At 70.5% G+C, this 22,132-nt stretch carries 18 protein-coding genes and 1 riboswitch; of the genes, 12 read left to right on the plus strand and 6 right to left on the minus strand.

What is annotated here, in order from left to right; all coding sequences use genetic code 11:
* Positions 1-103: 103 nt before the first annotated feature.
* Positions 104-1,282 (minus strand): quinolinate synthase NadA, encoded by a 1,179-nt coding sequence (nadA, locus tag OG711_RS28900; protein WP_073791709.1) that lies wholly within the window; start codon positions 1,280-1,282, stop codon positions 104-106.
* A 375-nt stretch (positions 1,283-1,657) separates the two neighbouring features.
* Between nadA and OG711_RS28905 the strand changes: the two genes are divergently transcribed.
* Entirely contained in the window at positions 1,658-2,014 is a 357-nt protein-coding gene (locus OG711_RS28905; RefSeq protein WP_073791288.1) for a HesB/IscA family protein, read from the plus strand.
* Positions 2,015-2,205: 191 nt separating this feature from the next.
* Here OG711_RS28905 and OG711_RS28910 read toward each other — a convergent pair whose 3' ends face one another.
* Positions 2,206-3,750, minus strand: coding sequence for a hypothetical protein (locus OG711_RS28910; RefSeq protein ID WP_329561406.1), 1,545 nt, complete (start codon positions 3,748-3,750; stop codon positions 2,206-2,208).
* A 174-nt stretch (positions 3,751-3,924) separates the two neighbouring features.
* Entirely contained in the window at positions 3,925-4,134 is a 210-nt protein-coding gene (locus tag OG711_RS28915; RefSeq protein ID WP_073791284.1) for a hypothetical protein, read from the minus strand.
* Positions 4,135-4,323: 189 nt separating this feature from the next.
* Between OG711_RS28915 and OG711_RS28920 the strand changes: the two genes are divergently transcribed.
* Positions 4,324-5,298: a carbohydrate kinase family protein gene (locus tag OG711_RS28920; RefSeq protein WP_073791281.1), complete on the plus strand. Its 975-nt coding sequence runs from the start codon at positions 4,324-4,326 to the stop codon at positions 5,296-5,298.
* Between the two features lie 727 nt (positions 5,299-6,025).
* On the opposite strand, the gene OG711_RS28925 is transcribed toward OG711_RS28920, so the two are convergent.
* Positions 6,026-7,465 (minus strand): cysteine desulfurase/sulfurtransferase TusA family protein, encoded by a 1,440-nt coding sequence (locus tag OG711_RS28925; protein WP_329561408.1) that lies wholly within the window; start codon positions 7,463-7,465, stop codon positions 6,026-6,028.
* 320 nt (positions 7,466-7,785) lie between these two features.
* Between OG711_RS28925 and ctaC the strand changes: the two genes are divergently transcribed.
* The 4 genes from ctaC (at position 7,786) to OG711_RS28945 (ending at position 12,292) form a co-directional block, all read left to right on the plus strand.
* Positions 7,786-8,745 carry an aa3-type cytochrome oxidase subunit II gene (ctaC, locus tag OG711_RS28930; protein ID WP_329561410.1) on the plus strand — a complete coding sequence of 320 codons (960 nt, stop codon included), beginning with the start codon at positions 7,786-7,788 and terminating at the stop codon, positions 8,743-8,745.
* Positions 8,742-10,493, plus strand: a complete 1,752-nt coding sequence (ctaD, locus tag OG711_RS28935; RefSeq protein ID WP_073791274.1) for an aa3-type cytochrome oxidase subunit I — start codon at positions 8,742-8,744, stop codon at positions 10,491-10,493. Before ctaC ends, ctaD begins: the two co-directional genes overlap by 4 nt.
* Positions 10,490-10,888 (plus strand): cytochrome c oxidase subunit 4, encoded by a 399-nt coding sequence (locus tag OG711_RS28940; protein ID WP_329561414.1) that lies wholly within the window; start codon positions 10,490-10,492, stop codon positions 10,886-10,888. The genes ctaD and OG711_RS28940 overlap by 4 nt, the downstream gene beginning before the upstream one ends.
* Before the next feature lie 141 nt (positions 10,889-11,029).
* A complete protein-coding gene (locus OG711_RS28945) occupies positions 11,030-12,292 on the plus strand; it encodes a L,D-transpeptidase (RefSeq protein ID WP_073791269.1) in 1,263 nt (420 codons plus the stop codon).
* A gap of 190 nt (positions 12,293-12,482) precedes the next feature.
* Here the strand turns inward: OG711_RS28945 and OG711_RS28950 are convergent, their stop codons facing one another.
* Positions 12,483-12,884 carry a DNA-binding transcriptional response regulator gene (locus OG711_RS28950; protein WP_073791266.1) on the minus strand — a complete coding sequence of 134 codons (402 nt, stop codon included), beginning with the start codon at positions 12,882-12,884 and terminating at the stop codon, positions 12,483-12,485.
* A gap of 214 nt (positions 12,885-13,098) precedes the next feature.
* Between OG711_RS28950 and ctaE the strand changes: the two genes are divergently transcribed.
* From ctaE to OG711_RS28980, 6 genes are all read left to right on the plus strand, one after another.
* Entirely contained in the window at positions 13,099-13,719 is a 621-nt protein-coding gene (gene ctaE, locus OG711_RS28955) for an aa3-type cytochrome oxidase subunit III (RefSeq protein ID WP_073791263.1), read from the plus strand.
* 77 nt (positions 13,720-13,796) lie between these two features.
* Positions 13,797-14,606 carry a cytochrome bc1 complex diheme cytochrome c subunit gene (gene qcrC, locus OG711_RS28960; RefSeq protein ID WP_073791260.1) on the plus strand — a complete coding sequence of 270 codons (810 nt, stop codon included), beginning with the start codon at positions 13,797-13,799 and terminating at the stop codon, positions 14,604-14,606.
* A complete protein-coding gene (qcrA, locus tag OG711_RS28965; protein ID WP_073791257.1) occupies positions 14,603-15,661 on the plus strand; it encodes a cytochrome bc1 complex Rieske iron-sulfur subunit in 1,059 nt (352 codons plus the stop codon). The genes qcrC and qcrA overlap by 4 nt, the downstream gene beginning before the upstream one ends.
* Positions 15,658-17,301: a cytochrome bc1 complex cytochrome b subunit gene (gene qcrB / locus OG711_RS28970; RefSeq protein WP_073791254.1), complete on the plus strand. Its 1,644-nt coding sequence runs from the start codon at positions 15,658-15,660 to the stop codon at positions 17,299-17,301. The genes qcrA and qcrB overlap by 4 nt, the downstream gene beginning before the upstream one ends.
* Before the next feature lie 220 nt (positions 17,302-17,521).
* Positions 17,522-18,583, plus strand: coding sequence for an anthranilate phosphoribosyltransferase (gene trpD, locus OG711_RS28975; protein ID WP_073791251.1), 1,062 nt, complete (start codon positions 17,522-17,524; stop codon positions 18,581-18,583).
* A 571-nt stretch (positions 18,584-19,154) separates the two neighbouring features.
* Positions 19,155-19,271: riboswitch (SAM riboswitch) on the plus strand.
* Positions 19,272-19,526: 255 nt separating this feature from the next.
* Positions 19,527-20,927 (plus strand): aminotransferase class V-fold PLP-dependent enzyme, encoded by a 1,401-nt coding sequence (locus tag OG711_RS28980; RefSeq protein WP_073791248.1) that lies wholly within the window; start codon positions 19,527-19,529, stop codon positions 20,925-20,927.
* Here the strand turns inward: OG711_RS28980 and OG711_RS28985 are convergent.
* Entirely contained in the window at positions 20,876-22,090 is a 1,215-nt protein-coding gene (locus tag OG711_RS28985) for a glycerate kinase family protein (RefSeq protein ID WP_073791245.1), read from the minus strand. The two genes, OG711_RS28980 and OG711_RS28985, sit on opposite strands and share 52 nt — an antisense overlap.
* Between the last annotated feature and the right edge of the window lie 42 nt (positions 22,091-22,132).

Consider the following 22,132-nt stretch of genomic DNA (forward strand, 5'->3'; position numbering starts at 1 on the left):
ATGCCCGCACCCCCGAAGGACCTGGGGGTGCGGGCACCCGTGCGAACGCCTGCGAAGGGCCGGGCAGGGTGCGCTGCGGCAGGGCGCGCTGCGGCGGTGCGCGCTACGGCAGGGCGAGCATCTGCTCCAGGGCCAGCTTGGCGAAACGTTCCGTCTCGGGGTCGACCGTGATCTGGTTGACCAGCTTGCCGTCCGCGAGCGACTCCAGCGTCCACACCAGATGCGGCAGGTCGATCCGGTTCATCGTGGAGCAGAAGCACACCGTCCGGTCGAGGAAGGTGATCTCCTTGCCCTCCGGGGCGAAACGGTTCGCCAAGCGCTGCACCAGGTTCAGCTCCGTACCGATCGCCCACTTGGAACCGGCGGGCGCGGCCTCCAGCGTCCGGATGATGTACTCCGTCGACCCGACCTGGTCGGCCGCCGCCACCACCTCGTTCTTGCACTCGGGGTGCACCAGCACATTGACCCCGGGTATCCGGGCCCGTACGTCCTCCACGGACTCCAGCGAGAAGCGCCCGTGCACGGAGCAGTGCCCGCGCCACAGGATCATCTTCGCGGCCCGCAGCTCCTCGGTGGTCAGCCCGCCGCCGGGCTTGTGCGGGTTGTAGACGACGCAGTCGTCCAGGGACATCCCGAGGTCCCGGACCGCCGTGTTGCGCCCGAGATGCTGGTCGGGGAGGAAGAGCACCTGCTCGCCCTGCCCGAACGCCCACTCCAGCGCCCGCTCGGCGTTGGAGGAGGTGCAGATGGTGCCCCCGTGGCGGCCGGTGAACGCCTTGATGTCCGCCGACGAGTTCATGTACGAGACGGGCACGACCCGGTCGGCGATGCCCGCGTCGGTGAGCACGTCCCAGCACTCGGCGACCTGCTCGGCGGTGGCCATGTCGGCCATGGAGCACCCCGCCGCGAGGTCCGGCAGGACGACCTTCTGGGCATCGCCGGTGAGGATGTCCGCGGACTCCGCCATGAAGTGCACACCGCAGAAGACGATGTACTCGGCCGCGGGCCGCGCGGCGGCGTCCCGGGCCAGCTTGAACGAGTCGCCCGTGACATCCGCGAACTGGATGACCTCGTCGCGCTGGTAGTGGTGCCCGAGGACGAACACCTTGTCCCCGAGCCTCTCCTTGGCCGCACGCGCCCGCGCCACCAGGTCCGGGTCGGACGGGGAGGGCAGGTCTCCCGGACACTCCACCCCGCGCTCGCTGCGCGGGTCGGCCTCCCGGCCGAGCAGCAGCAGTGCCAGCGGGGTCGGGGTTACGTCCAGGGGCTGGGCGGTGGTCACGATCACGCACCCTTTCTCTCGGAGCTCTCGCCCCGGCGGCTCACGGGCGCTGTCGGACCTGGTCCCCAGGCGCCTTTTCGTCGTTCTGACGTTATCTATCATAACTGCTTCACGTCAGTTTGACGATGCCCATCGTGTCGATGTGACGCATACCCCGTGGGCCCCCAGCGGGCCCCGGACCAGGGCTTGTTCCCGGCCCCTTGGGACCCGTCCGGCTCGACCGTGTCGCCGCCCGGCCCCATGTGCGAGCATGGAAGCGCACGGCACGCAGACACGAAGGCACTGCCGAGGACGGACGCGGGCCCGGAATGAATCCGCCGCCCCGACGGTTGTCACGTCGGCAAGCAGTCTCCGTACAACCCGGGAGAGATGTAGATGTCCGTATCGGACGAGACCAAGACCGCCACCGACGGCATCATCCTGTCCGACGCCGCCGCGGCCAAGGTCAAGGGCCTGCTCGACCAGGAAGGCCGCGAGGACCTGGCCCTGCGGGTCGCCGTTCAGCCCGGCGGCTGCTCCGGCCTGCGCTACCAGCTCTTCTTCGACGAGCGCTCCCTCGACGGCGATGTCGTCAAGGACTTCGACGGGGTCAAGGTCGTCACCGACCGGATGAGCGCCCCCTACCTCGGTGGTGCCTCCATCGACTTCGTCGACACCATCGAGAAGCAGGGCTTCACCATCGACAACCCGAACGCCTCGGGCTCCTGCGCCTGCGGCGACTCCTTCAGCTAGTCGCGCCACCGGCCGCCCGCGCGGGCCGGTATCCGCACGACGGAGGCGGTACCCCGGACGGGGGTACCGCCTCCGCGCGTTCCGCCACCTCCCGTGACCGCCTGCCGAGCCACGGCTCCGACGCGTCCCGTACCGCCTACGGTGTGACGGCTCCGGTGCGTCCCGTACAGCCTGCCGCGCTCCCGTACCGCCTACCGCGTGACGGTTCCGCCGCCGCCCTTCACCGCTCCGTCGCCGTCCGGCCCGCCCTCCGGGAACGGCCAGTTCTTCGGCGCCCGGTCCGCTACGGGCCGCCCCTTCCCGTCCACCACCGCACGGTCCCCGAGCGGCTCGGCCAGCCGCGCGGTCAGCTCATGCCGCTTCAGCATGAGCACACACGCCTTCTTCTCGTTCACGCTCTCCGTCACCCGGACCACCACCGCGCCCGCGCGCGGCTCGGCACCGGCCGTGAGATCGCCGCACACCCCGGCGAGGACGTGCAGGACCAGTTCCCGGCCGTCCTTCCGGGTCTCGTACCACGCGACCTCCTTGTCCACCGTGGTCCTGGCACCGTCCGGCTTCTCCTCGCCGCCGCTCTTCCCCGGGTCCGCCAGATGCCTCGGGTCGACCGCCGGATACGTCACCGTGTACGGCTCCCCGGACCCCTTCGGCCGCACCTCGAACAGCCATGACGGGACGAGCGCGGGACGGCTGTCCGCGAGCCGCACCGCCAGCCCGAACTCCGCGCCCGTCACCGTCAGTGAGTCACGGGCCTTCGCCGCCCCGCCGTCCCCGCACGCCACCGACGGGTCGTCCTGGTGCGGCACGGGCTCCGCGCAGCCGCCGATACCGACCCGTCCGCCACCCTGCTGGTTCAGCAGTTCGAGCGCCTTCCGGGCGCTGATCACCGGGTAGCGGTCACCCGCGCGCGGCTCCCCGAGATGACCGCTCGCCCGGACGACCTCCCCCGTGGGGCCGACCTGGACCCCCGTGGACCAGCCGAACGTGGGCAGCCCGCCGACCCGGGGAGCCGCGTTCACCACCCGGGCCGAACCCATGACCTGGCGTGCGTCGAGCTTCGCGTCGTCCTGGCCGAGTGCCTTGAGGACCGGGGCGGCGGCGCTCTTCGCGGCCCGCTCACCGATCGGCGCGGTGTCCCCCGACATACGGTCCGCGCCGCCGTCCGCGCACTTGGCGGTGGCGCCGCAGCCGTCCGGCCCGGCCGCGTACCGCTGGAACGTCCAGGTGCCCCCGCCGTCCCGCGCCGCCTGGAGCGACGGACCCGAACCGTCCTTCGGGGTGCCCACCCGCCAGGTCTCCCCGCTGAGCCGGGGCGTGCCCGGCACCCCCAGCGCCTCGGCGAGCCGCCGTACCTCGCCCGCGGTCACCTCCGCGTCCGGCCGGTGCACCGCCGCCGTGCCCGGACCCCGCGGCAGCTCACCGCGCGCCCGGTACAGCGGTCCGCCCGGGTCGGGCTCACCCGGGGCGATCCCCGGGTCACCGCCCGGGTCGCCGCCCGGCCCGTCGAGCGCGAGCGGTGGGGGAGCGGCGTCGTCACCGGGGGCCGTGACCCCCTCCCCGCGGTCCCGCTGCGCGTCCCCGGACGCGGCCACCGCGAGATACGTGCCACCGCCCCCGGCCAGCAGCACCGCGGCCGTCACGGACACCACCACGGGTGAACGGCGCCACGCGCCCCGGGGCGCGGCGCCCCGGTCCGTGCCGCCGGGTCCGTCGGGGTCGACCGGATTGGTGGTCACCGCATCGCTCCTCAGTCCGCGCCGCGCCCGTGTCCCGGCCGCGGCGGTACGTCGTCCAACTCCCCCTCGCGGGGACAGCGGTGGGACGTGGGGAGGGCGCGTACGGTTCCCTCCGGGACGGTGTTCACCCGGGAGGGTGAGCGGAACGGGAAGGGGGCGGGCCCACGCCCGGGGTCAGTCCCCGTACTCCTGTGTCGCGTCCAGCAGCCGGGCCGATGCGGGCGGGACGACCACCCCGTGGATCAGCGACGGGGACACCGGCACGGCCCCGGCCCGCCGGTCCGCCGGCCAGTGCGGGATCATCCGGGCGCAGTCCCCGCGCAGCGCGGCGAGACCGCCTTCCCTGTCGTACGGAGCGGTGCGACCGATCTGGAGGTTGGTCATACCGGCACCGTAGACGCCCCGAGTCCGGTGAAAAAAGCCCTACTATCCGGTAGTTTCCACCCCTCCGTACAGTTCGGACCGTTGCGATGACCCGGTAGCGTGAAGTGTTCAGTCCTGCCGGGCTCCGGGGCGGCATGCCCTGTGCCAGGCCCACCCAGCCGCCCCCAGTTCCCACAGGAGCGCTTCGCCGTGCGTATCGCAGTCACCGGCTCCATCGCCACCGACCATCTGATGACCTTCCCCGGACGGTTCGCCGACCAGCTCGTCGCAGATCAACTGCACACGGTCTCCCTTTCCTTCCTTGTCGACACCCTCGACGTACGGCGCGGCGGGGTCGGGGCGAACATCGCCTTCGGCATGGGCCAGCTCGGCGCCACCCCTGTCCTGGTCGGCGCCGCCGGTTCGGACTTCGACGAGTACCGCGCGTGGCTCGACCGGCACGGGGTCGACACCGCCTCCGTACGGATCTCCGAGGTGCTGCACACCGCGCGGTTCGTCGTCACCACCGACGCCGACCACAACCAGATCGGCTCCTTCTACACGGGCGCGATGAGCGAGGCCCGGCTGATCGAGCTGAAGGCCGTCGCCGACCGGGTCGGGGGCCTCGACCTCGTCCTCATCGGCGCGGACGACCCCGAGGGGATGCTCCGGCACACCGAGGAGTGCCGCACCCGGGCTATCCCGTTCGCCGCGGACTTCTCCCAGCAGATCGCCCGGATGGACGGCGACGAGATCCGCATACTGCTGGACGGCGCCGCGTTCCTCTTCTCCAACGAGTACGAGAAGGGGCTCATCGAGGCGAAGACCGGCTGGACCGACGAGGAGATCCTCGCGCGGGTCGGGCACCGGGTCACCACGCTGGGCGCGCGGGGCGTGCGGATCGAGCGGGTCGGGCACGACCCCATCGAGGTCGGGGTGCCCGAGGAGAAGGCGAAGGTCGACCCGACGGGGGTCGGCGACGCGTTCCGGGCCGGGTTCCTGTCCGGGCTCGCCTGGGGGGTCGGGCTTGAGCGGGCCGCGCAGGTCGGCTGCATGCTCGCGACGCTGGTCATCGAGACGCTGGGCACGCAGGAGTACGAGCTGAGCCGGGTCCACTTCATGGACCGCTTCACGAAGGCGTATGGCCACGAGGCCGCGCAGGAGGTCGTCCGCCACCTGGCGTAGCCGTCCGGCGGGTGGTCCGGGGGCGCGGTTGCCCGCGCCCCGGGATGCTTCCCCGATCCGTTCCTCGTCGGGTGCCGGCCGTCCTCGCGCAGTTCCCCGCGCCCCTGGGTTCCTGCTTCGTCCCGTCGGGGTCGGGTGCGGGCGGTTCGTGGGTGCGCAGTTCCCCGCGCCCCTGGATGCTGCCCCTGTTCGTCGTCCGTCGGGTGCGGGCCGGTCCTCGTTCTCGCGCAGTTCCCCGCGCCCCTGAGATGTGCCGCTTGCCCCATCCGGCCGGGTGCGGGCGACCCGCACCCGACGCGCGCACGGGACGGGGCGGCCTCCTCAGGGGCGCGGGGAACTGCGCACCCCCGTCCGTACCCGCGCGGGAACAGGTGCGGCCAGGTGGGGAACCCTAGGGGCGCGGGGAACTGCGCAAAACCACGGGCGACCCGCACGCCACTGGAAAGGGTGAGTCCCGAGGGCCTGGGCCCCACGGGCGACCCGCACACGACGCGCGCACGGGACGGGGCGGAAACCCAGGGGCGCGGGGAACTGCGCACCCCCGTCCGTACCCGCGCGGGAACAGGTACGCCCAGGTGGGGAACCCCAGGGGCGCGGGGAACTGCGCAAAACCACGGGCGACCCGCACGCCACCGGGAAGGGTGAGTCCCGAGGACCTGGGCCCCACGGGCGACCCGCAGTCGACCGCGCACGGGACGGGGCGGAAACCCAGGGGCGCGGGGCAGGGTCAGGCGAGGCGGATCACCTCGTAGGCGGAACCCCGTGCCGCCGGGGTCTCACCCACATAGCGCTGACCCCGCATCTCGCACCACGCGGGAATGTCCAACCGCGCCGCCTCGTCGTCCGCGAGCACGACGACCGTCCCCCCGACCGGGACCCGCCCGATCACCTTCGCCAGCTCGATCACCGGCAACGGACACCGCTTCCCGAGCGCGTCGACCACCAGCGGCCCGGCCTCCCGGGCGACCTCCGCCGAACCCGTCGCGGCGACCTCCGCCGCAGCCTCCTCGGAGCCACCCGCACGGGAACCCGCATTGGTGTGCGCACCCAACTTCGCGCGGACCTCCGCCACCACCCCGGGCAGCACGCCGAGGAACCGTTCGACCTCCTCGGCCGTGGTCCCGACGGGCAGCGACACCCGTACGTTGCCCTCGCTGAGCACCCCCATCGCCTTGAGCACATGGCTCGGCGTCAGTGTGCTGCTGGTGCACGACGAGCCGGACGACACGGAGAACCCGGCCCGGTCCAGCTCGGACAGCACGCTCTCGCCGTCCACGTAAAGAGAGGAGAAGGTGACGAGGTGCGGCAGCCGGCGTACCGGATCGCCCACCACCTCCGTGTCCGGCACCAGCAGCGGCACCCGCTCCCGCAGCCGGTCGGTCAGTGCCCGCAGCCGGACGGCCTCCTCGGCCGCCGCGCCCTGGACCGCCCGCAGCGACGCCGCCGCCGCGACGATCGCCGGGATGTTCTCGAACCCGGGCGCCCGCCCGGACTCCCGCTCGTCCACCGGCCCGCGCACCGCGAACCGCGCCCCCTTGCGCACCACCAGCAGCCCCACTCCGGCCGGACCGCCCCACTTGTGCGCGCTGCCGGTCAGCAGGGACCATCCGCCGGGCACCGGCCCCCAGCCGAGGGACTGCGCCGCGTCCACCAGCAGCGGCACCCCGGCCGCCCGGCAGCTCTCCGCGACCTCCGCCACCGGCTGCTCCGTGCCCACCTCGTGGTTCGCCGACTGGAGACAGGCCAGCGCGGTGTCCGTACGCAGGGCCGTCCCGTAGGTGTCCGCGTCGACCGCGCCCGTCCGGCCGACCGGGACCCGGCTCACGGAACCGCCGGCCGCCTCGTGCGCCTCGGCCGCGTGCAGTACGGAGGAGTGCTCGACCGCCGACACCACCAGATGGCCCCCGACACGGCGGCGCCCGGCGAGGGCCCCGGCGACACCCGAATGCACGGCCCGGGTGCCCGAGGAGGTGAACACCAGCTCGTCCGGACGGCAGCCCACCGCCTGGGCCGCCGCCTCACGGGCGGCGTCCAGCAGCATCCGGGCCCGCCGCCCCTCGCGGTAGAGCCGGGCGGGGTCGGCCCATCCCTCGTCCAGGGAGGCCTGGAGCGCCTGCCGGGCGACGGGATGCAGCGGAGCGGAGGACGCGGCGTCGAAGTAGGACACGCCCGTACGGTAACCCTTCCGGCACCCCCCGAACGGCTGCCGGAGGGGCCGTCAGAAGCGCCGCCACGCACGCCGATCCACCGCCCCCGCAGGGTCCCGGAACCCCCGGCTCCGTTCGTCGGGCGGCCCCCCGACCAGCGGTGCACCACCCCTTCGGGGAGTCGGGCGGCGCGTTGGGCACCCTCCCCGCGCGACCCCAAATTGCGTCCAGTAGGGTTTGGTCCGCATAAACATCCAAACCCCTGCCCGTCGCAGGGCGGCGACCGACCTGCGAGAAGGCCGCAGCCGACGCACGGGCGAGACTCCCGGGAAGGCGCTACGTGAGTCCCAACGGCTCCGACCGCTCGCCGCGGCGCCCGATGCGGCGGAAGCTGCTGCAGGCACTGACTGCGGGCCTGGTCCTGGCAACCGCCACCGGTTGCACATACAAGGACTTCCCCCGCCTTGGTATGCCCACTCCGACCACGGAAGAGGGTCCCCGCATCCTCTCCCTGTGGCAGGGCTCGTGGGCCGCCGCGCTCGCCGTCGGCGTATTGGTGTGGGGCCTGATCCTGTGGAGTGTCTTCTTCCACCGGCGCAGCCGCTCCAAGGTCGAAGTTCCCCCGCAGACCCGGTACAACATGCCCCTTGAGGCGTTGTACACCGTGGTTCCGATCCTCATCGTCTCGGTGTTCTTCTACTTCACCGCCCGCGACGAGTCGAAGCTGCTCGAACTCCAGGACAAGCCTCCCCACATCGTGAACGTGGTCGGCTTCCAGTGGAGCTGGGCCTTCAACTACATCGAGCAGGTTCCGGGCTCGACGGGTGACGCGAAGACCGACAAGAACCTGAAGGCGATCCCCGACCGCTTCGTGGAGGACTTCCCGGAGAACGCGGGCGGCGTCTACGACGTCGGCGTTCCCGGTACCCGTAACCCCCAGACGGGCAACCCCGGCCCGACCCTCGTGCTCCCCAAGGGAGAGCGGGTCCGCTTCGTCCTGACCTCTCGTGACGTCATCCACTCCTTCTGGGCGGTGCCGTTCCTGATGAAGATGGACGTCGTCCCGGGCCACACCAACGCCTTCGAGGTGACCCCCAGCAGGGAGGGCACCATGATGGGCAAGTGCGCCGAGCTGTGCGGCACGGACCACTCCCGCATGCTCTTCAACGTCAAGATCGTCTCTCCCGAGCGCTATCAGGAGCACCTGAAGGAGCTCGCCGAGAAGGGGCAGACCGGTTACGTCCCGGCCGGCATCGAGCAGACGAAGCACGAGAAGAACCGGGAGACGAACAACCTGTGAGCATCCTCAATGAACCTCAGGGTGCCGCCACGGCCGACGACTCGTACGAGAACGAGCTACCGGTCCGGCGCAAGCAGCCCGGCAACGTCGTGATCAAGTGGCTCACCACCACCGACCACAAGACCATCGGTACGCTCTACCTGGTCACCTCGTTCGTCTTCTTCTGCGTCGGCGGCGTCATGGCGCTGTTCATGCGCGCCGAGCTCGCCCGTCCCGGCACGCAGATCATGTCGAACGAGCAGTTCAACCAGGCGTTCACGATGCACGGCACGATCATGCTGCTGATGTTCGCGACGCCGCTGTTCGCGGGCTTCGCGAACTGGATCATGCCGCTCCAGATCGGTGCCCCCGACGTCGCGTTCCCGCGGCTGAACATGTTCGCCTACTGGCTGTACCTGTTCGGCTCGCTCATCGCGGTCGCGGGCTTCCTGACCCCGAACGGCGCGGCCGACTTCGGCTGGTTCGCCTACTCGCCGCTGTCCGACTCGGTCCGCTCGCCGGGCGTCGGCGCGGACATGTGGATCATGGGTCTGGCCTTCTCCGGCTTCGGCACGATCCTCGGCTCGGTCAACTTCATCACCACCATCATCTGCATGCGCGCTCCCGGCATGACGATGTTCCGGATGCCGATCTTCACGTGGAACGTGCTGCTGACCGGTGTGCTGGTCCTGCTCGCCTTCCCCGTGCTCGCCGCCGCGCTGTTCGCGCTGGAGGCCGACCGGAAATTCGGTGCGCAGATCTTCGATCCCGCGAATGGCGGGGCGCTGCTGTGGCAACACCTCTTCTGGTTCTTCGGCCATCCCGAGGTGTACATCATCGCTCTGCCGTTCTTCGGCATCATTTCCGAAGTACTGCCCGTATTCAGCCGTAAGCCGATGTTCGGCTATTCCGGTCTGATCGGCGCGACCATTGCCATTGCCGGTCTTTCGGTCACGGTGTGGGCGCACCACATGTATGTCACCGGTGGCGTACTCCTGCCGTTCTTCTCCTTCATGACGTTCCTCATCGCCGTTCCGACCGGTGTGAAGTTCTTCAACTGGATCGGCACGATGTGGAAGGGCTCGCTGTCCTTCGAGACACCGATGCTCTGGGCGATCGGCTTCCTGATCACCTTCACCTTCGGTGGTCTGACGGGCGTCATCCTGGCCTCGCCGCCGCTGGACTTCCACGTCTCCGACTCGTACTTCGTCGTCGCGCACTTCCACTACGTCATCTTCGGCACCGTGGTCTTCGCGATGTTCGCCGGCTTCCACTTCTGGTGGCCGAAGTTCACCGGAAAGATGCTGGACGAGCGGCTCGGCAAGATCACCTTCTGGACGCTGTTCATCGGCTTCCACGGCACCTTCCTGGTCCAGCACTGGCTGGGCGCCGAGGGCATGGCACGCCGCTACGCGGACTACCTGGACGCGGACGGCTTCACCGCCCTGAACACGATCTCCACGATCAGCTCGTTCCTGCTCGGTCTGTCGATGCTGCCGTTCTTCTACAACGTGTGGAAGACCGCCAAGTACGGCAAGAAGGTCGAGGTCGACGACCCGTGGGGTTACGGCCGCTCCCTGGAGTGGGCGACGTCCTGCCCGCCGCCCCGGCACAACTTCCTCACCCTGCCGCGTATTCGTTCCGAATCCCCGGCGTTCGATCTGCATCACCCGGAGATCGCCGCGCTCGACCAGCTGGAGAACGCGGGCGGGCACCTCGGCCCCGGTTCCGGTGAGGCGCTGGCCGGCGGCAAGGAGGCCGGCAAGTGAAGATCCAGGGCAAGATGTTCATCTGGCTGAGCGTCTTCGTGCTCGTCATGGCGATCGTCTATGGCGTGTGGTCGAAGGAGCCGGCCGGTACCACGGCGCTCTTCCTGACCTTCGGCCTGTGCATCATGATCGGCTACTACCTGGCCTTCACGGCCAAGCGGGTCGACGTGGGCGCGCAGGACAACAAGGAGGCCGACGTCGCGGACGACGCCGGTGACGTGGGCTTCTTCAGCCCGCACAGCTGGCAGCCGCTCGCTCTCGCCGTCGGTGGCGCGTTCGCGTTCTGCGGAGTCATCTTCGGCTGGTGGCTGCTGTACTTCTCGCTGCCGATCCTGCTGATCGGTCTGTGGGGCTGGGTCTTCGAGTACTACCAGGGCGAGAACCAGAACCAGTAGCACGCGGCCTGGGCCGTAAGGGACCCGGACACTCCTCGCGGAGGGTCCGGGTCCTTCTCCTTGCCCCGGACGCAGTAGCGGACGCCCCCCGGACGGCCCACCCACCGCGCCCGCGAGGTGAGTCGTTCCTAGGCTCGGCCCATGAGCAACTCACCGCGAACCCGCACGGTTCTGAGCTGCACGCTGGTGGCCGCCCTCGGCGCGGGCGCCACCGCTTGCGGCGGTCGCCCGGACCACCCGCTGTCGGCCGCGCCGTACGACGCGGCGAGCCAGGTGGTCTTCAACAACTCCTCGGGCACCGGCAAGGTGGACCCGGACCAGCCGCTGGAGATCATCTCCAAGGGCGGCAAACAGGGCCGCATCACCGATGTGACGGCCACCGACGCCGCCGGCCGCTTCGTCGCCGGCCGGCTCGCCGCCGACGGCACCCGCTGGCACACCACCACCCCCCTGGCCGCCGGGGAGCATTACACCGTACGGGTGAGCACCGAGAACACCGACGGCTCACCCGGCCGCAAGGTCCTGGCCTTCGACACCGGGGTGCCCAGCAAGAAGCGCGAACTGGAGGTCACGTTCGGCCCCGAGGAGGGCAAGTACGGCGTGGGCCAGCCCATCATCGCGGAGCTGAGCGAGGAGGTCACCGACAAGGCGACCCGCGTCACCATCGAGCGCGGTCTGCGGGTGGAATCCCAGCCCTCCGTCGAGGGCTCCTGGTACTGGGTCGACGACCAGACCCTGCACTACCGGCCCAAGGAGTACTGGCCCGTCAACGCCTCCGTACGGGCCCACAGCAACCTCAAGGGCATCAAGCTCGGCGAGCGGCTCTGGGGCGGCAACAGCGCGGATCTGAAGATCACCACGGGCGACCGGATCGTCGCCGTCACCGACGCCTCCGCGCACACGATGACGGTCTACCGCAACGGTGAGGAGATCAACACGATCCCCGTCACCACCGGCAAGCCCGGCTTCGAGACCCGCAACGGCATCAAGGTGGTGCTCGGCAAGGAGTACTTCGTACGGATGCGCGGGACCAGCGTCGGCATCGCCGAAGGCACCTCCGAGTCGTACAACCTGCCCGTGTACTACGCCACCCGCGTCACCTGGAGCGGGGAGTACGTCCACGCGGCGCCCTGGTCGGTGAGCTCCCACGGCTCCGCCAACGTCAGCCACGGATGCACCGGGATGAGTACCGGCAACGCCGCCTGGTTCTACGAGACCATCAGCCAGGGCGACCTCGTCAAGGTCGTCAACAGCTACGGCGACGACATGAACGCCTTCGGCAACGGCTACGGGGACTGGAACCTCGACTGGGACGAATGGCAGGAGGGCAGCGCCGCCATCGGCAACCCCGCGAAGCGGACCCCGCCGGCCACCCAGCTCGCCCGGCTGCGCCCGCAGGTCTGATCCGGCGGCGGCGCGTACCGTCCGGCCTCCGACACGCCCGGGGGCCGGACCGGCACGAAGGGGCGACGGGCAAGCGGGTGACGGGCGAACGGGCGAACGGGTCCGTGGAGTCCGTGCGCGGCCCGTGGAGGGCCTGGCGCGGGCCGGGAGGCGCTACGGCCGCGCCGCGGCCTCCCGTGCCCCTGGCGGGCTATGCCTGGACGGCGAGCCGGGTGCGCAGCAGCCCCGCCAGGGCGTGGGCGAACTCCACCGGCTCCACCGGCAGGGTCACGGCCGCCTCCGCGCGGCTCCAGGTCGCGAGCCACGCGTCCTGCGGGCGCCCGATCAGCAGCAGCACCGGCGGGCACCGGAAGATCTCGTCCTTGATCTGCCGGCAGACACCCATACCGCCCGCCGGGACGGCCTCACCGTCGAGCACACACACGTCGACGCCCCCGCGGTCCAGCTCCTTCAGCACCGCGGGCAGCGTCGCGCACTCGATGAACTGCACCTCGGGCACATCGGTCGCCGGACGGCGCCCCGTCGCCAACCGGACCTGCTCGCGGGTGCCCGCGTCATCGCTGTAGACCAGCACCGTGGCGGTCGGCTGCATTGTTCCTCCGAGTGCTTTGAGGGCCCTGGAGCCTGCCGGGCCCTTGGGGGCGTTGATGCCTGGGACGGGAACCGCTGCCGCGGATGCTACTCCCTCGAACACCTCGTCAACACCGGTTCGGACACCGCCGCGATGGGCCATCCGGGCCGCGTCACGCCCATGGACACACCGAACGGCACCCCCCGGAGTGAGGGCGAGATAAGCGACCGACATAATGTCGGTCGTGGCGACAGCAACGACAGTAGATACCGGGCACGCGCACCCGTCGGTCAATCGGCCGAACCTCACCAGTGTCGGAACCATCATTTGGCTGAGTTCCGAGCTGATGTTCTTCGCGGCCCTCTTCGCGATGTACTTCACCCTGCGATCGGTGACCGGTCCCGACTTCTGGAAGGAACAGGCATCAACCCTGAACCTTCCGTTCTCGGCGACGAACACCACGATCCTGGTGCTCTCCTCCTTCACCTGTCAGCTCGGCGTTTTCGCCGCCGAGCGCGGGGACGTGAAGAAGCTCCGGATGTGGTTCATCGTGACCTTCATGATGGGTGCCATCTTCATCGGTGGTCAGATCTTCGAGTACACGGAGCTGGTCAAGGAGTACGGCCTGACGCTGTCCTCCGACCCGTACGGCTCGGTGTTCTACCTGACCACCGGCTTCCACGGACTGCATGTGACAGGCGGACTGATCGCCTTCCTGCTGGTCCTGGGTCGCACGTACGCGGCCAGAAGGTTCACCCACGAGCAGGCGACCGCCGCGATCGTCGTGTCCTACTACTGGCACTTCGTCGATGTCGTGTGGATCGGCCTCTTCGCCACGATCTACTTGATCAAGTAATCGGGCCGCGCCCACCGAGGGGCGCGTACCGACAACCAGAAGCATCGACGCAGAAGATCCTGACACCGGGGTAATCCGTGAAAAAGCTCTCCGCACGACGACGCCACCCGCTGGCGGCTGTCGTCGTCCTACTCCTCGCGTTGGCGGCCACCGGGGGGCTGTACGCCGCGTTCGCGCCGGCGGACAAGGCGCAGGCCGATGAAACCTCCCAGTCCCTCGCCATCGAGGAGGGCAAGAAGCTGTACGCCGTAGGCTGCGCGAGCTGCCACGGCACCGGCGGTCAGGGCAGTACCGACGGTCCGCCCCTGGCGGGTGTCGGTGCCGCCGCTGTCGACTTCCAGGTCGGTACCGGCCGGATGCCGATGGTGGCGCAGGGTGTCCAGGCGCCTAAGAAGAAGGTCGTCTACACCCAGGCGCAGATCGACCAGCTGGCCGCGTTCGTCAGCTCGCTCGGTGCCGGTCCGAGCATCCCCACCAAGGACCAGTACAGCCCCGAGGGTGCGGACATCGGCAACGGTGGTGAACTGTTCCGCAACAACTGCGCGCAGTGCCACAACTTCACCGGCCAGGGCGGCGCCCTGACCGACGGGAAGTACGCGCCGAAGCTTCAGGGCGTCAGCCAGAAGCACCTCTACGAGGCGATGACCACCGGGCCGCAGAACATGCCCTCCTTCCCCGACACGACCATGCCGGAGAAGGACAAGAAGGACATCATCGCCTACATCAACGCGGTCAACGGTGACAAGACGGTCAACAACGGCGGTCTGACCCTGGGCGGCCTCGGGCCGGTCAGTGAGGGTCTGTTCGCCTGGATCTTCGGTCTCGGCGCCCTGATCGTCGTCGCCATCTGGGTCGCCGCTCGGACCGCAAAGGCCAAGAAGTCATGAGTAGCCAAGACATTCCAGAAGAGAACCTGCCCTCCGCGCAGGACCACGCCCACGGCTCCGTAGCCCTGGCCGACACGGACAATCCCTTCGCGGACCCGGGTCTGCCGCCGCACGAACACCGTGTCCAGGACATCGACGAGCGGGCCGCCAAGCGGTCCGAGCGCACGGTCGCCCTGATGTTCACGCTGTCGATGCTGGGCACGATCGGCTTCATCGTCGCCTATGTGGCGATCCCGGTGGACAAGTCGATCTTCGTCTGGCCGATCGGGCACACCAATGCCCTGAACTTCACCCTCGGCCTCACGCTCGGTGTCTCGCTCTTCCTCATCGGCGCGGGGGCGGTCCACTGGGCCCGCACCCTGATGTCCGATGTCGAGGTCGTCGACGAGCGCCACCCGATCGCCGCGACCCCCGAGGTCAAGGCGAAGGTCATGGCGGACTTCCGGCTGGGTGCCCAGGAGTCGGCGCTGGGCCGCCGCAAGCTGATCCGCAACACGATGTTCGGCGCGCTGGCCCTGTTCCCGCTGTCGGGTGTCGTCCTGCTCGGCGGGCTCGGCCCGGCCCCGGGCACCAAGCTGCGGCACACGCTGTGGTCCAAGGGCAAGCTCCTGGTCAACATGAACACCAATGAGCCGCTGCGTCCCGAGGACGTGACCGTGGGCTCGCTGACGTTCGTGAAGCCCGAGGGTCTTGAGGAGCACGACCACGAGTTCCTGACCGAGATCGCCAAGGCCGCGGTGATGATCATCCGCCTCCAGCCCGGCGACATCAAGGACAAGCAGGAGCTGGCCTGGTCGCACGACGGCATCGTCGCGTACTCCAAGGTCTGCACCCACGTCGGCTGCCCGATCAGCCTGTACGAGCAGCAGACGCATCACGCGCTGTGCCCGTGTCACCAGTCCACCTTCGACCTCGCCGACGGCGCCCGGGTCATCTTCGGCCCCGCCGGTCACGCCCTTCCGCAGCTGCGGATCGGTGTGAACTCGGAGGGCTACCTTGAGGCGCTCAGCGACTTCGACGAGCCTGTCGGTCCGTCCTTCTGGGAGCGCGGATGAGTACCACCACGACGAACGAGAACGAGACCGACCGCAGGGGCAAGGCGCCCGCGGGTGAGCGGGTCGCGGACTGGGCGGACGGCCGGGTGGGGATCTACTCCCTCGCCAAGGCCAACATGCGCAAGGTCTTCCCCGACCACTGGTCGTTCATGCTGGGCGAGGTCTGCCTCTACAGCTTCATCATCATCATCCTCACGGGTGTGTATCTGACGCTGTTCTTCCACCCGTCGATGAACGAGGTGGAGTACCACGGCCCCTACGTCCCGCTCCAGGGACAGCTGGTGTCCGAGGCGTTCAACTCGACGATGAAGATCTCCTTCGAGGTCCGCGGCGGTCTGCTGATCCGGCAGATCCACCACTGGGCCGCGCTGATCTTCCTGGCCGGCATGTTCGTGCACATGATGCGCGTGTTCTTCACGGGCGCGTTCCGCAAGCCCCGTGAGGTCAACTGGGTCTTCGGCTTCCTGCTGTTCGTCCTCGGGATGTTCACCGGCTTCACCGGCTACTCGCTCCCGGACGACCTGCTGTCGGGCACCGGTGTCCGCTTCATGGAGGGCGCGGTCCTGTCCGTGCCCATCGTGGGTACCTATCTGTCGTTCTTCCTGTTCGGCGGGGAGTTCCCCGGCGTCGACTTCGTGGCCCGGTTCTACTCGGCGCACGTCCTGCTGCTGCCAGGCATCATGCTGGGTCTGATCGTGGCCCACCTGATCCTCGTCGTGTACCACAAGCACACCCAGTTCGCGGGCCCCGGCCGCACCGAGAAGAACGTCGTCGGCATGCCGCTGATGCCGGTCTACATGGCCAAGGCGGGCGGCTACTTCTTCCTCGTCTTCGGTGTCATCTCGGTCATCGCCGCGCTCGTCAGCCTCAACCCGATCTGGGTGCTCGGCCCCTACCGGCCGGACATGGTCTCCACCGGAGCCCAGCCGGACTGGTACATGGGCTTCTCCGAGGGCCTGATCCGGGTGATGCCCGGCTGGGAGATCAACTTCGCCGGACACACGCTCGCCCTGGGCGTGTTCATCCCGCTGATGGTCTTCCCGCTGGTCCTGGTCGCGATCGCGGTCTACCCGTTCATCGAGTCCTGGGTCACCGGCGACAAGCGCGAGCACCACATCCTGGACCGCCCGCGCAACGCCCCGACCCGTACCGGTGTCGGTGTCGCCTGGATCACCTGGTACGTGATCATGCTGATCGGCGGTGGCAACGACCTCGTCGCCACGCACTTCCATCTGTCGATCAACTCGATCACCTGGTTCGTCCGTATCGCGTTCTTCGTGGGACCGGTCCTCGCCTTCATCATCACCAAGCGGATCTGTCTCGGCCTCCAGCGCCGCGACCGGGACAAGGTGCTGCACGGCCGCGAGACCGGCATCATCAAGCGCCTGCCGCACGGTGAGTTCATCGAGGTCCACGAGCCCCTCAACCAGGAGGCGCTCCACACCCTCACGGCGCACGAGCAGTACAAGCCCGCGGAGATCGGCCCGCTCGTCGACGAGAACGGCGTCAAGCGCAAGGTCTCCCCGGTGGAGAAGCTGCGCGCGAAGCTCTCGAAGGGCTACTACGGGGAGCAGGGGCAGATCGAGAAGCCCTCCGTGGAGGAGTACAAGGAGATCAGCGAGGGCCACGGCCACCACTGATCCCCACGGCCCGGGGCCCCGCGCGGGGGTCCCGGTGGTCGCCACCCGAGGAGTCCCGTCCATTGCCCGGACGGGGCTCTTCGCCGTTCCCGGGGCTGGATAGGGTGGAGGGTGACCGGCACGGCCGGTCACCGTACGCGGACGCGCAGGCGCGTCCGCCCGCCGACTCGGCCCGGCGGGCGCCCCCGGCGTCCGCGCGGCCAGGAACCCAGGAGCGACCATGAGCGCTGTGCCCCCCGTTGGAGGCGACACCACGGCGGGCCGTTCCTGGCCCCAGGTGCTGAACGCGCTGCTGTCCGGTGAGGACCAGGCCGCCGACGCGACCTCCTGGGCCATGGACCGCATCCTGCGCGGTGAGGCCAGCGACGCCCAGATCGCGGGCTTCGCGGTCGCGCTGCGGGCCAAGGGCGAGACCGTGGAGGAGCTGACCGGGCTCGTCCGCACGATGTACGAGCACGCCCGGCTGATCGACGTGCCCGGCCCGAGCGTCGACATCGTCGGCACCGGCGGGGACGGCGCCCGGACGGTGAACATCTCCACGATGTCCGCGATCGTCGTCGCCGGCACGGGGGCGAAGGTCGTCAAGCACGGGAGCCGGGCCGCGTCGTCCGCGAGCGGCGCCTCGGACGTGCTGGAGAAGCTGGGCGTCAATCTGGAGCTGTCGCCCGAGCGGGTCGTCGAGGTCGCCGAGGAGGCGGGCATCACCTTCTGCTTCGCGGTGAAGTTCCACCCCGCGCTGCGCAATGTCGCCCTCGCCCGCCGGGACCTCGGCATCCGTACGGTCTTCAACTTCCTGGGGCCGCTGACCAACCCGGCGCGGGTCATGGCGCAGGCGACCGGCGTCGCGGACGCCCGGATGGCGCCGATCATGGCCGGGGTGCTCGCCGAGCGGGGTTCGTCCGCGCTGGTGTTCCGCGGGGACGACGGGCTGGACGAGCTGACCACCACCGCCACCTCGAAGGTATGGGTGGTACGCGGCGGGGCGGTCGCGGAGCACGCGTTCGACCCCCGGGACGTGGGGCTCGACCTGGTGCCGGTCGAGGCGCTGCGGGGCGCGGACGCGTCGTACAACGCGGATGTCGCGCGGCGGTTGCTGGCGGGGGAGACCGGGCCGGTGCGGGACGCGGTCCTGCTGAACTCCGCGGCGGCGCTGGTGGCGTTGGCGCCGGGTGCGGGGGCGCTGGAGGAGCAGCTCCGGGCGGGGATCGCGCGGGCCGCGGAGGCGGTTGATTCCGGGGCGGCGCGGCGTGTGCTTGAGCGATGGGTCGCCGCGAGCCAGTAGCCCCGGCCGTCCCCCGCAGGTCGCCTTCGCTCGCGCCCCTGGGTTGCCTGTGCTGGGCGTACTTGTTCCTGCGGCGTCGCTCGTGGGTGCGCAGTTCCCCGCGCCCCTGGGTACTCGGGGCTGGGCGCGCTTGTTCCTGTGCTGTCGCTCGGTGGTTTCGCGCAGTTCCCCGCGCCCCTGGGGTTCCACACCTGGGCGTACTTGTTCCTGTGCGGGTCGGACGGGGGTGCGCAGTTCCCCGCGCCCCTTTCGGCGGTGGGGCCTGCGGGCGGCGGGCTGCCGTGAGGGGCGCGATCAAGGGGCGCGGGGAACTGCGCAACACCCCGGAGTGCCCGCGCAGGAACAAGTGCGCCGGGCCGGACGGACCCGGGGGCGCGAGGAACCGCGCACCCCTGTCGGTACCTGTACGGGGAACAAGTACGCGCAGGTGGGGGTACCTGGGGGCGCGGGGAACTGCGCGAAGGCAGGGGGAGGCCGAACGGGGACAGGGGCCCGAGGGGGTGGGACCTCGGAAGCGCGAGCGAAGGCGACCCGTTTACGGCGCGGCGATCTTCTGGCATGATTCTGCGCAGGTCATGAGTGACAGCGCATCGGCCCCGGCTTGCTGTCCGGCAACCCTCCGTCCGTGGCGGGGTGCCCCGGGTGAAGACCAGGTCGTAGGCAGCGAGGTCTACGGCAAGCGCGGACCCCTCGCGTCTCCAGGGGTCCTGGTCGTCGAGGGAGCGGTCTCGTGAGCAAGCGAATGCGATAGGGCGCAGCGCCCCACCCCCGGGCACGCCCGCACCGGTGTGCACTTCTCCTTTCCCACGCCGTCCCGTACACGGGACACCCGTACCGCCATGCCCTCCCGCGAGGGCGTCCGTACCGGTTCCCGTTCCACCGCCCGTCCGTGCGCGGTGTCCTCGGCGTGGTCCCCCGCATCTGCCGCATCAGGGAGTTCGTCATGTCCGCAGCCGTCACCCCGACCACCACCGCTGCTGTCACCGACCCGTCCGACCCGGCCTGCCTGGCCCCGCTGCCCGTCCTCGGGCGGGAGGTGAGCGTCCCGCTGGTGACCGGCGGCGAGGTCACCTACGCGGCCCTCGACTACGCGGCGAGCGCCCCCGCGCTCCAGCGGGTGTGGGACGACGTCGCCGCCTACGCCCCGTACTACGGCAGTGTGCACCGGGGCGCCGGCTACCTCTCGCAGCTCTCGACCGACCTGTTCGAGAACGCGCGGGAGACCGTCGCCTCGTTCCTCGGCTGCCGTGCGGGTGACCAGGTCGTCTTCACCCGCTCCACCACCGACTCGCTCAATCTGCTCGCCGCCGCCCTGCCCGCCGGGTGCGAGGTCTTCGTGTTCGAGACGGAGCACCACGCGTCGCTGCTGCCCTGGCGCGACGCCCGGGTCACCTACCTCGACGCGCCGCGCACCCCCGCCGACGCCGTGACGACCCTGGAGCGGGCGCTCGCCGACCGGGACCCGTACGGCCCGGCCCTGGTGTGTGTGACGGGTGCGTCGAACGTGACCGGTGAGCTGTGGCCCGTCCGGGAGCTGGCCGCCGCCGCGCACGCGCACGGCGCGCGGATCGTGCTGGACGCCGCGCAGCTCGCGCCCCATCACCCGGTGTCGGTGGCCGAACTCGACGTCGACTGGATCGCGTTCTCCGGGCACAAGCTGTACGCGCCGTTCGGATCCGGGGTGCTGGCGGGACGCGCCGACTGGCTGCGCGAGGCGGAGCCGTACCTGGCGGGCGGCGGTGCCTCGCGGAAGGTGTCGCGCCGCGCGGACGGGGGAGTGGACGTCGAGTGGCACGACAGCGCCGCGCGCCACGAGGCGGGATCGCCCAATGTGATCGGGGTGTACGCGATCGCCTCCGCGTGCAAGGCGCTCACCGAGGCCGGGTTCGACGATCTGGTGGCCCGTGAGCGGTATCTGATCGGACTGGTGCGCGCCGGGCTCGCCCAGGTGCCCGAGGTGCGGGTGCTGTCGCTGTTCGGGGACGACGCGCCCCGGGTCGGGGTGATCTCATTCGTGGTGGACGGCTGGAACAGCTCGCACTTCGCGGCGGCCCTGTCCGCCGAGTACGGCATCGGGGTGCGCGACGGACTGTTCTGCGCCCATCCGCTGGTGCGGACCCTGCTGGGCACCGACCCGCAGGACCCGGGCGAGTGCGGTGCCCCGGAGGCCGCGCCGGGCGAACGGTCCCTGAACGCCATCCGGGTCAGCTTCGGCGCGGGCACCCCCGACGAGCATGTGGAGCGGTTCGTACGCGCCGTCAAGGAGCTGGTCGCGGACGGCGCGCGCTGGAACTACCGGACCGAGGACGGGCGCTGCGTACCGGACACGACCGCGTCCGCGTGAGTCCGGCCGCCGCTCAGCCGGGTGCCGATCTGGATCATGCGCAGGGCCCGCTCGGTGGCGTCGGTGAGGAACTCGCCGCCCCGGCCCAGCGCTTCGGTGAGGCTGACCGGCGCGGGCATGATCGAGCCGTACGCGTCGACCCCGATGGCCCGGACCTGGTGGGCGCCCTCGCCGAGGGTGCCGGCGAGCGCGAGGACGGGACGTCCGTACAGCTTGGCGCGGCGGGCGACCTCGGCGGGGACCTTGCCGCGCGGGGTCTGGTGGTCCAGGGCGCCCTCGGCGGTGACGACGAGATCGGCGCGGGCGAGCCGTTCGTCCAGGCCGAGGTGGTCGAGGAGGACATCGAAGCGGGGCAGCAACCGCGCGCCCAGCGCGGCGAGTCCGGCGCCGAGCCCGCCCGAGGCGCCGGTGCCGGTGCCGTGGAACAGGTCGGTGGTGACGGCGAGATCGCGGGTGAGGACCGTCGCCCAGTGCTCCAGGGCGGCGGCGAGCAGTTCGACCTGCTCGGGGGTCGCGCCCTTCTGCGGGCCGAAGACCCGGGCCACCCCGCGCTCGCCGCACAGTACGTTGAAGGGGTTGCAGGCGACCCGGATCTCGGTGTCGGCCAGCCGGGGGTCGAGGCCGCTGGTGTCGATACGGGCGAGCCGGATCAACGCGGTGCCGCCGGCGGGCAGTTCGCGTCCGTCCGCGTCGAGCAGCCGGGCGCCGAGCGCCTGGAGGGCGCCCGCGCCGCCGTCGGAGGTCCCCGAGTCGCCGCAGCCGACGAGGATACGACGTGCCCCGGTGTCCAGGGCGGCCCCGATCAGCTCCCCGACACCGTAGGTGGTGGTGACGCCCGGGTCCCGCAGATCACGCGGGACGAGCGACAGTCCGGCGACGGCGGCCATCTCCACCACGGCGGTGCCGCCGGTGTCCCCGAGGAGCGCGAAGTGCGTTCCGATCCGTTCCCCCGTGGGGCCGGTGGCCCGCAGCCGCACCAGCTGGCCGCCGGACGCGGTGGCGAGGGCGAGCGCGGTGCCCTCCCCGCCGTCGACGAGCGGTATCAGGTCGATCTCCGCCTCGGGGACGACCCTGCGGACGCCCTCCGCGATGGCCTCGGCTGCGGACTGGGCGGACAGGGACTCCTTGAAACCGCTGGGTGCCACGGCGAATCGGGTCAGCATGGTGGGACTCCTGTGACGGGTGAGGGTGAGGTGCGGGGCCGC

It is taken from the genome of Streptomyces uncialis, assembly GCF_036250755.1.
Lineage (GTDB): Bacteria > Actinomycetota > Actinomycetes > Streptomycetales > Streptomycetaceae > Streptomyces > Streptomyces uncialis.

Coding starts and splice junctions, on each gene's coding strand:
- OG711_RS28950 (WP_073791266.1), bottom strand. CDS start 12,884: ATGCAGCCGACCGCCACGGTGCTGGTCTACAGCGATGACGCGGGCACC.
- OG711_RS28945 (WP_073791269.1), top strand. CDS start 11,030: ATGAGCAACTCACCGCGAACCCGCACGGTTCTGAGCTGCACGCTGGTG.
- trpD (WP_073791251.1), top strand. CDS start 17,522: ATGAGCGCTGTGCCCCCCGTTGGAGGCGACACCACGGCGGGCCGTTCC.
- qcrA (WP_073791257.1), top strand. CDS start 14,603: ATGAGTAGCCAAGACATTCCAGAAGAGAACCTGCCCTCCGCGCAGGAC.
- OG711_RS28985 (WP_073791245.1), bottom strand. CDS start 22,090: ATGCTGACCCGATTCGCCGTGGCACCCAGCGGTTTCAAGGAGTCCCTG.
- OG711_RS28905 (WP_073791288.1), top strand. CDS start 1,658: ATGTCCGTATCGGACGAGACCAAGACCGCCACCGACGGCATCATCCTG.
- OG711_RS28915 (WP_073791284.1), bottom strand. CDS start 4,134: ATGACCAACCTCCAGATCGGTCGCACCGCTCCGTACGACAGGGAAGGC.
- OG711_RS28980 (WP_073791248.1), top strand. CDS start 19,527: ATGTCCGCAGCCGTCACCCCGACCACCACCGCTGCTGTCACCGACCCG.
- ctaE (WP_073791263.1), top strand. CDS start 13,099: ATGTCGGTCGTGGCGACAGCAACGACAGTAGATACCGGGCACGCGCAC.
- qcrB (WP_073791254.1), top strand. CDS start 15,658: ATGAGTACCACCACGACGAACGAGAACGAGACCGACCGCAGGGGCAAG.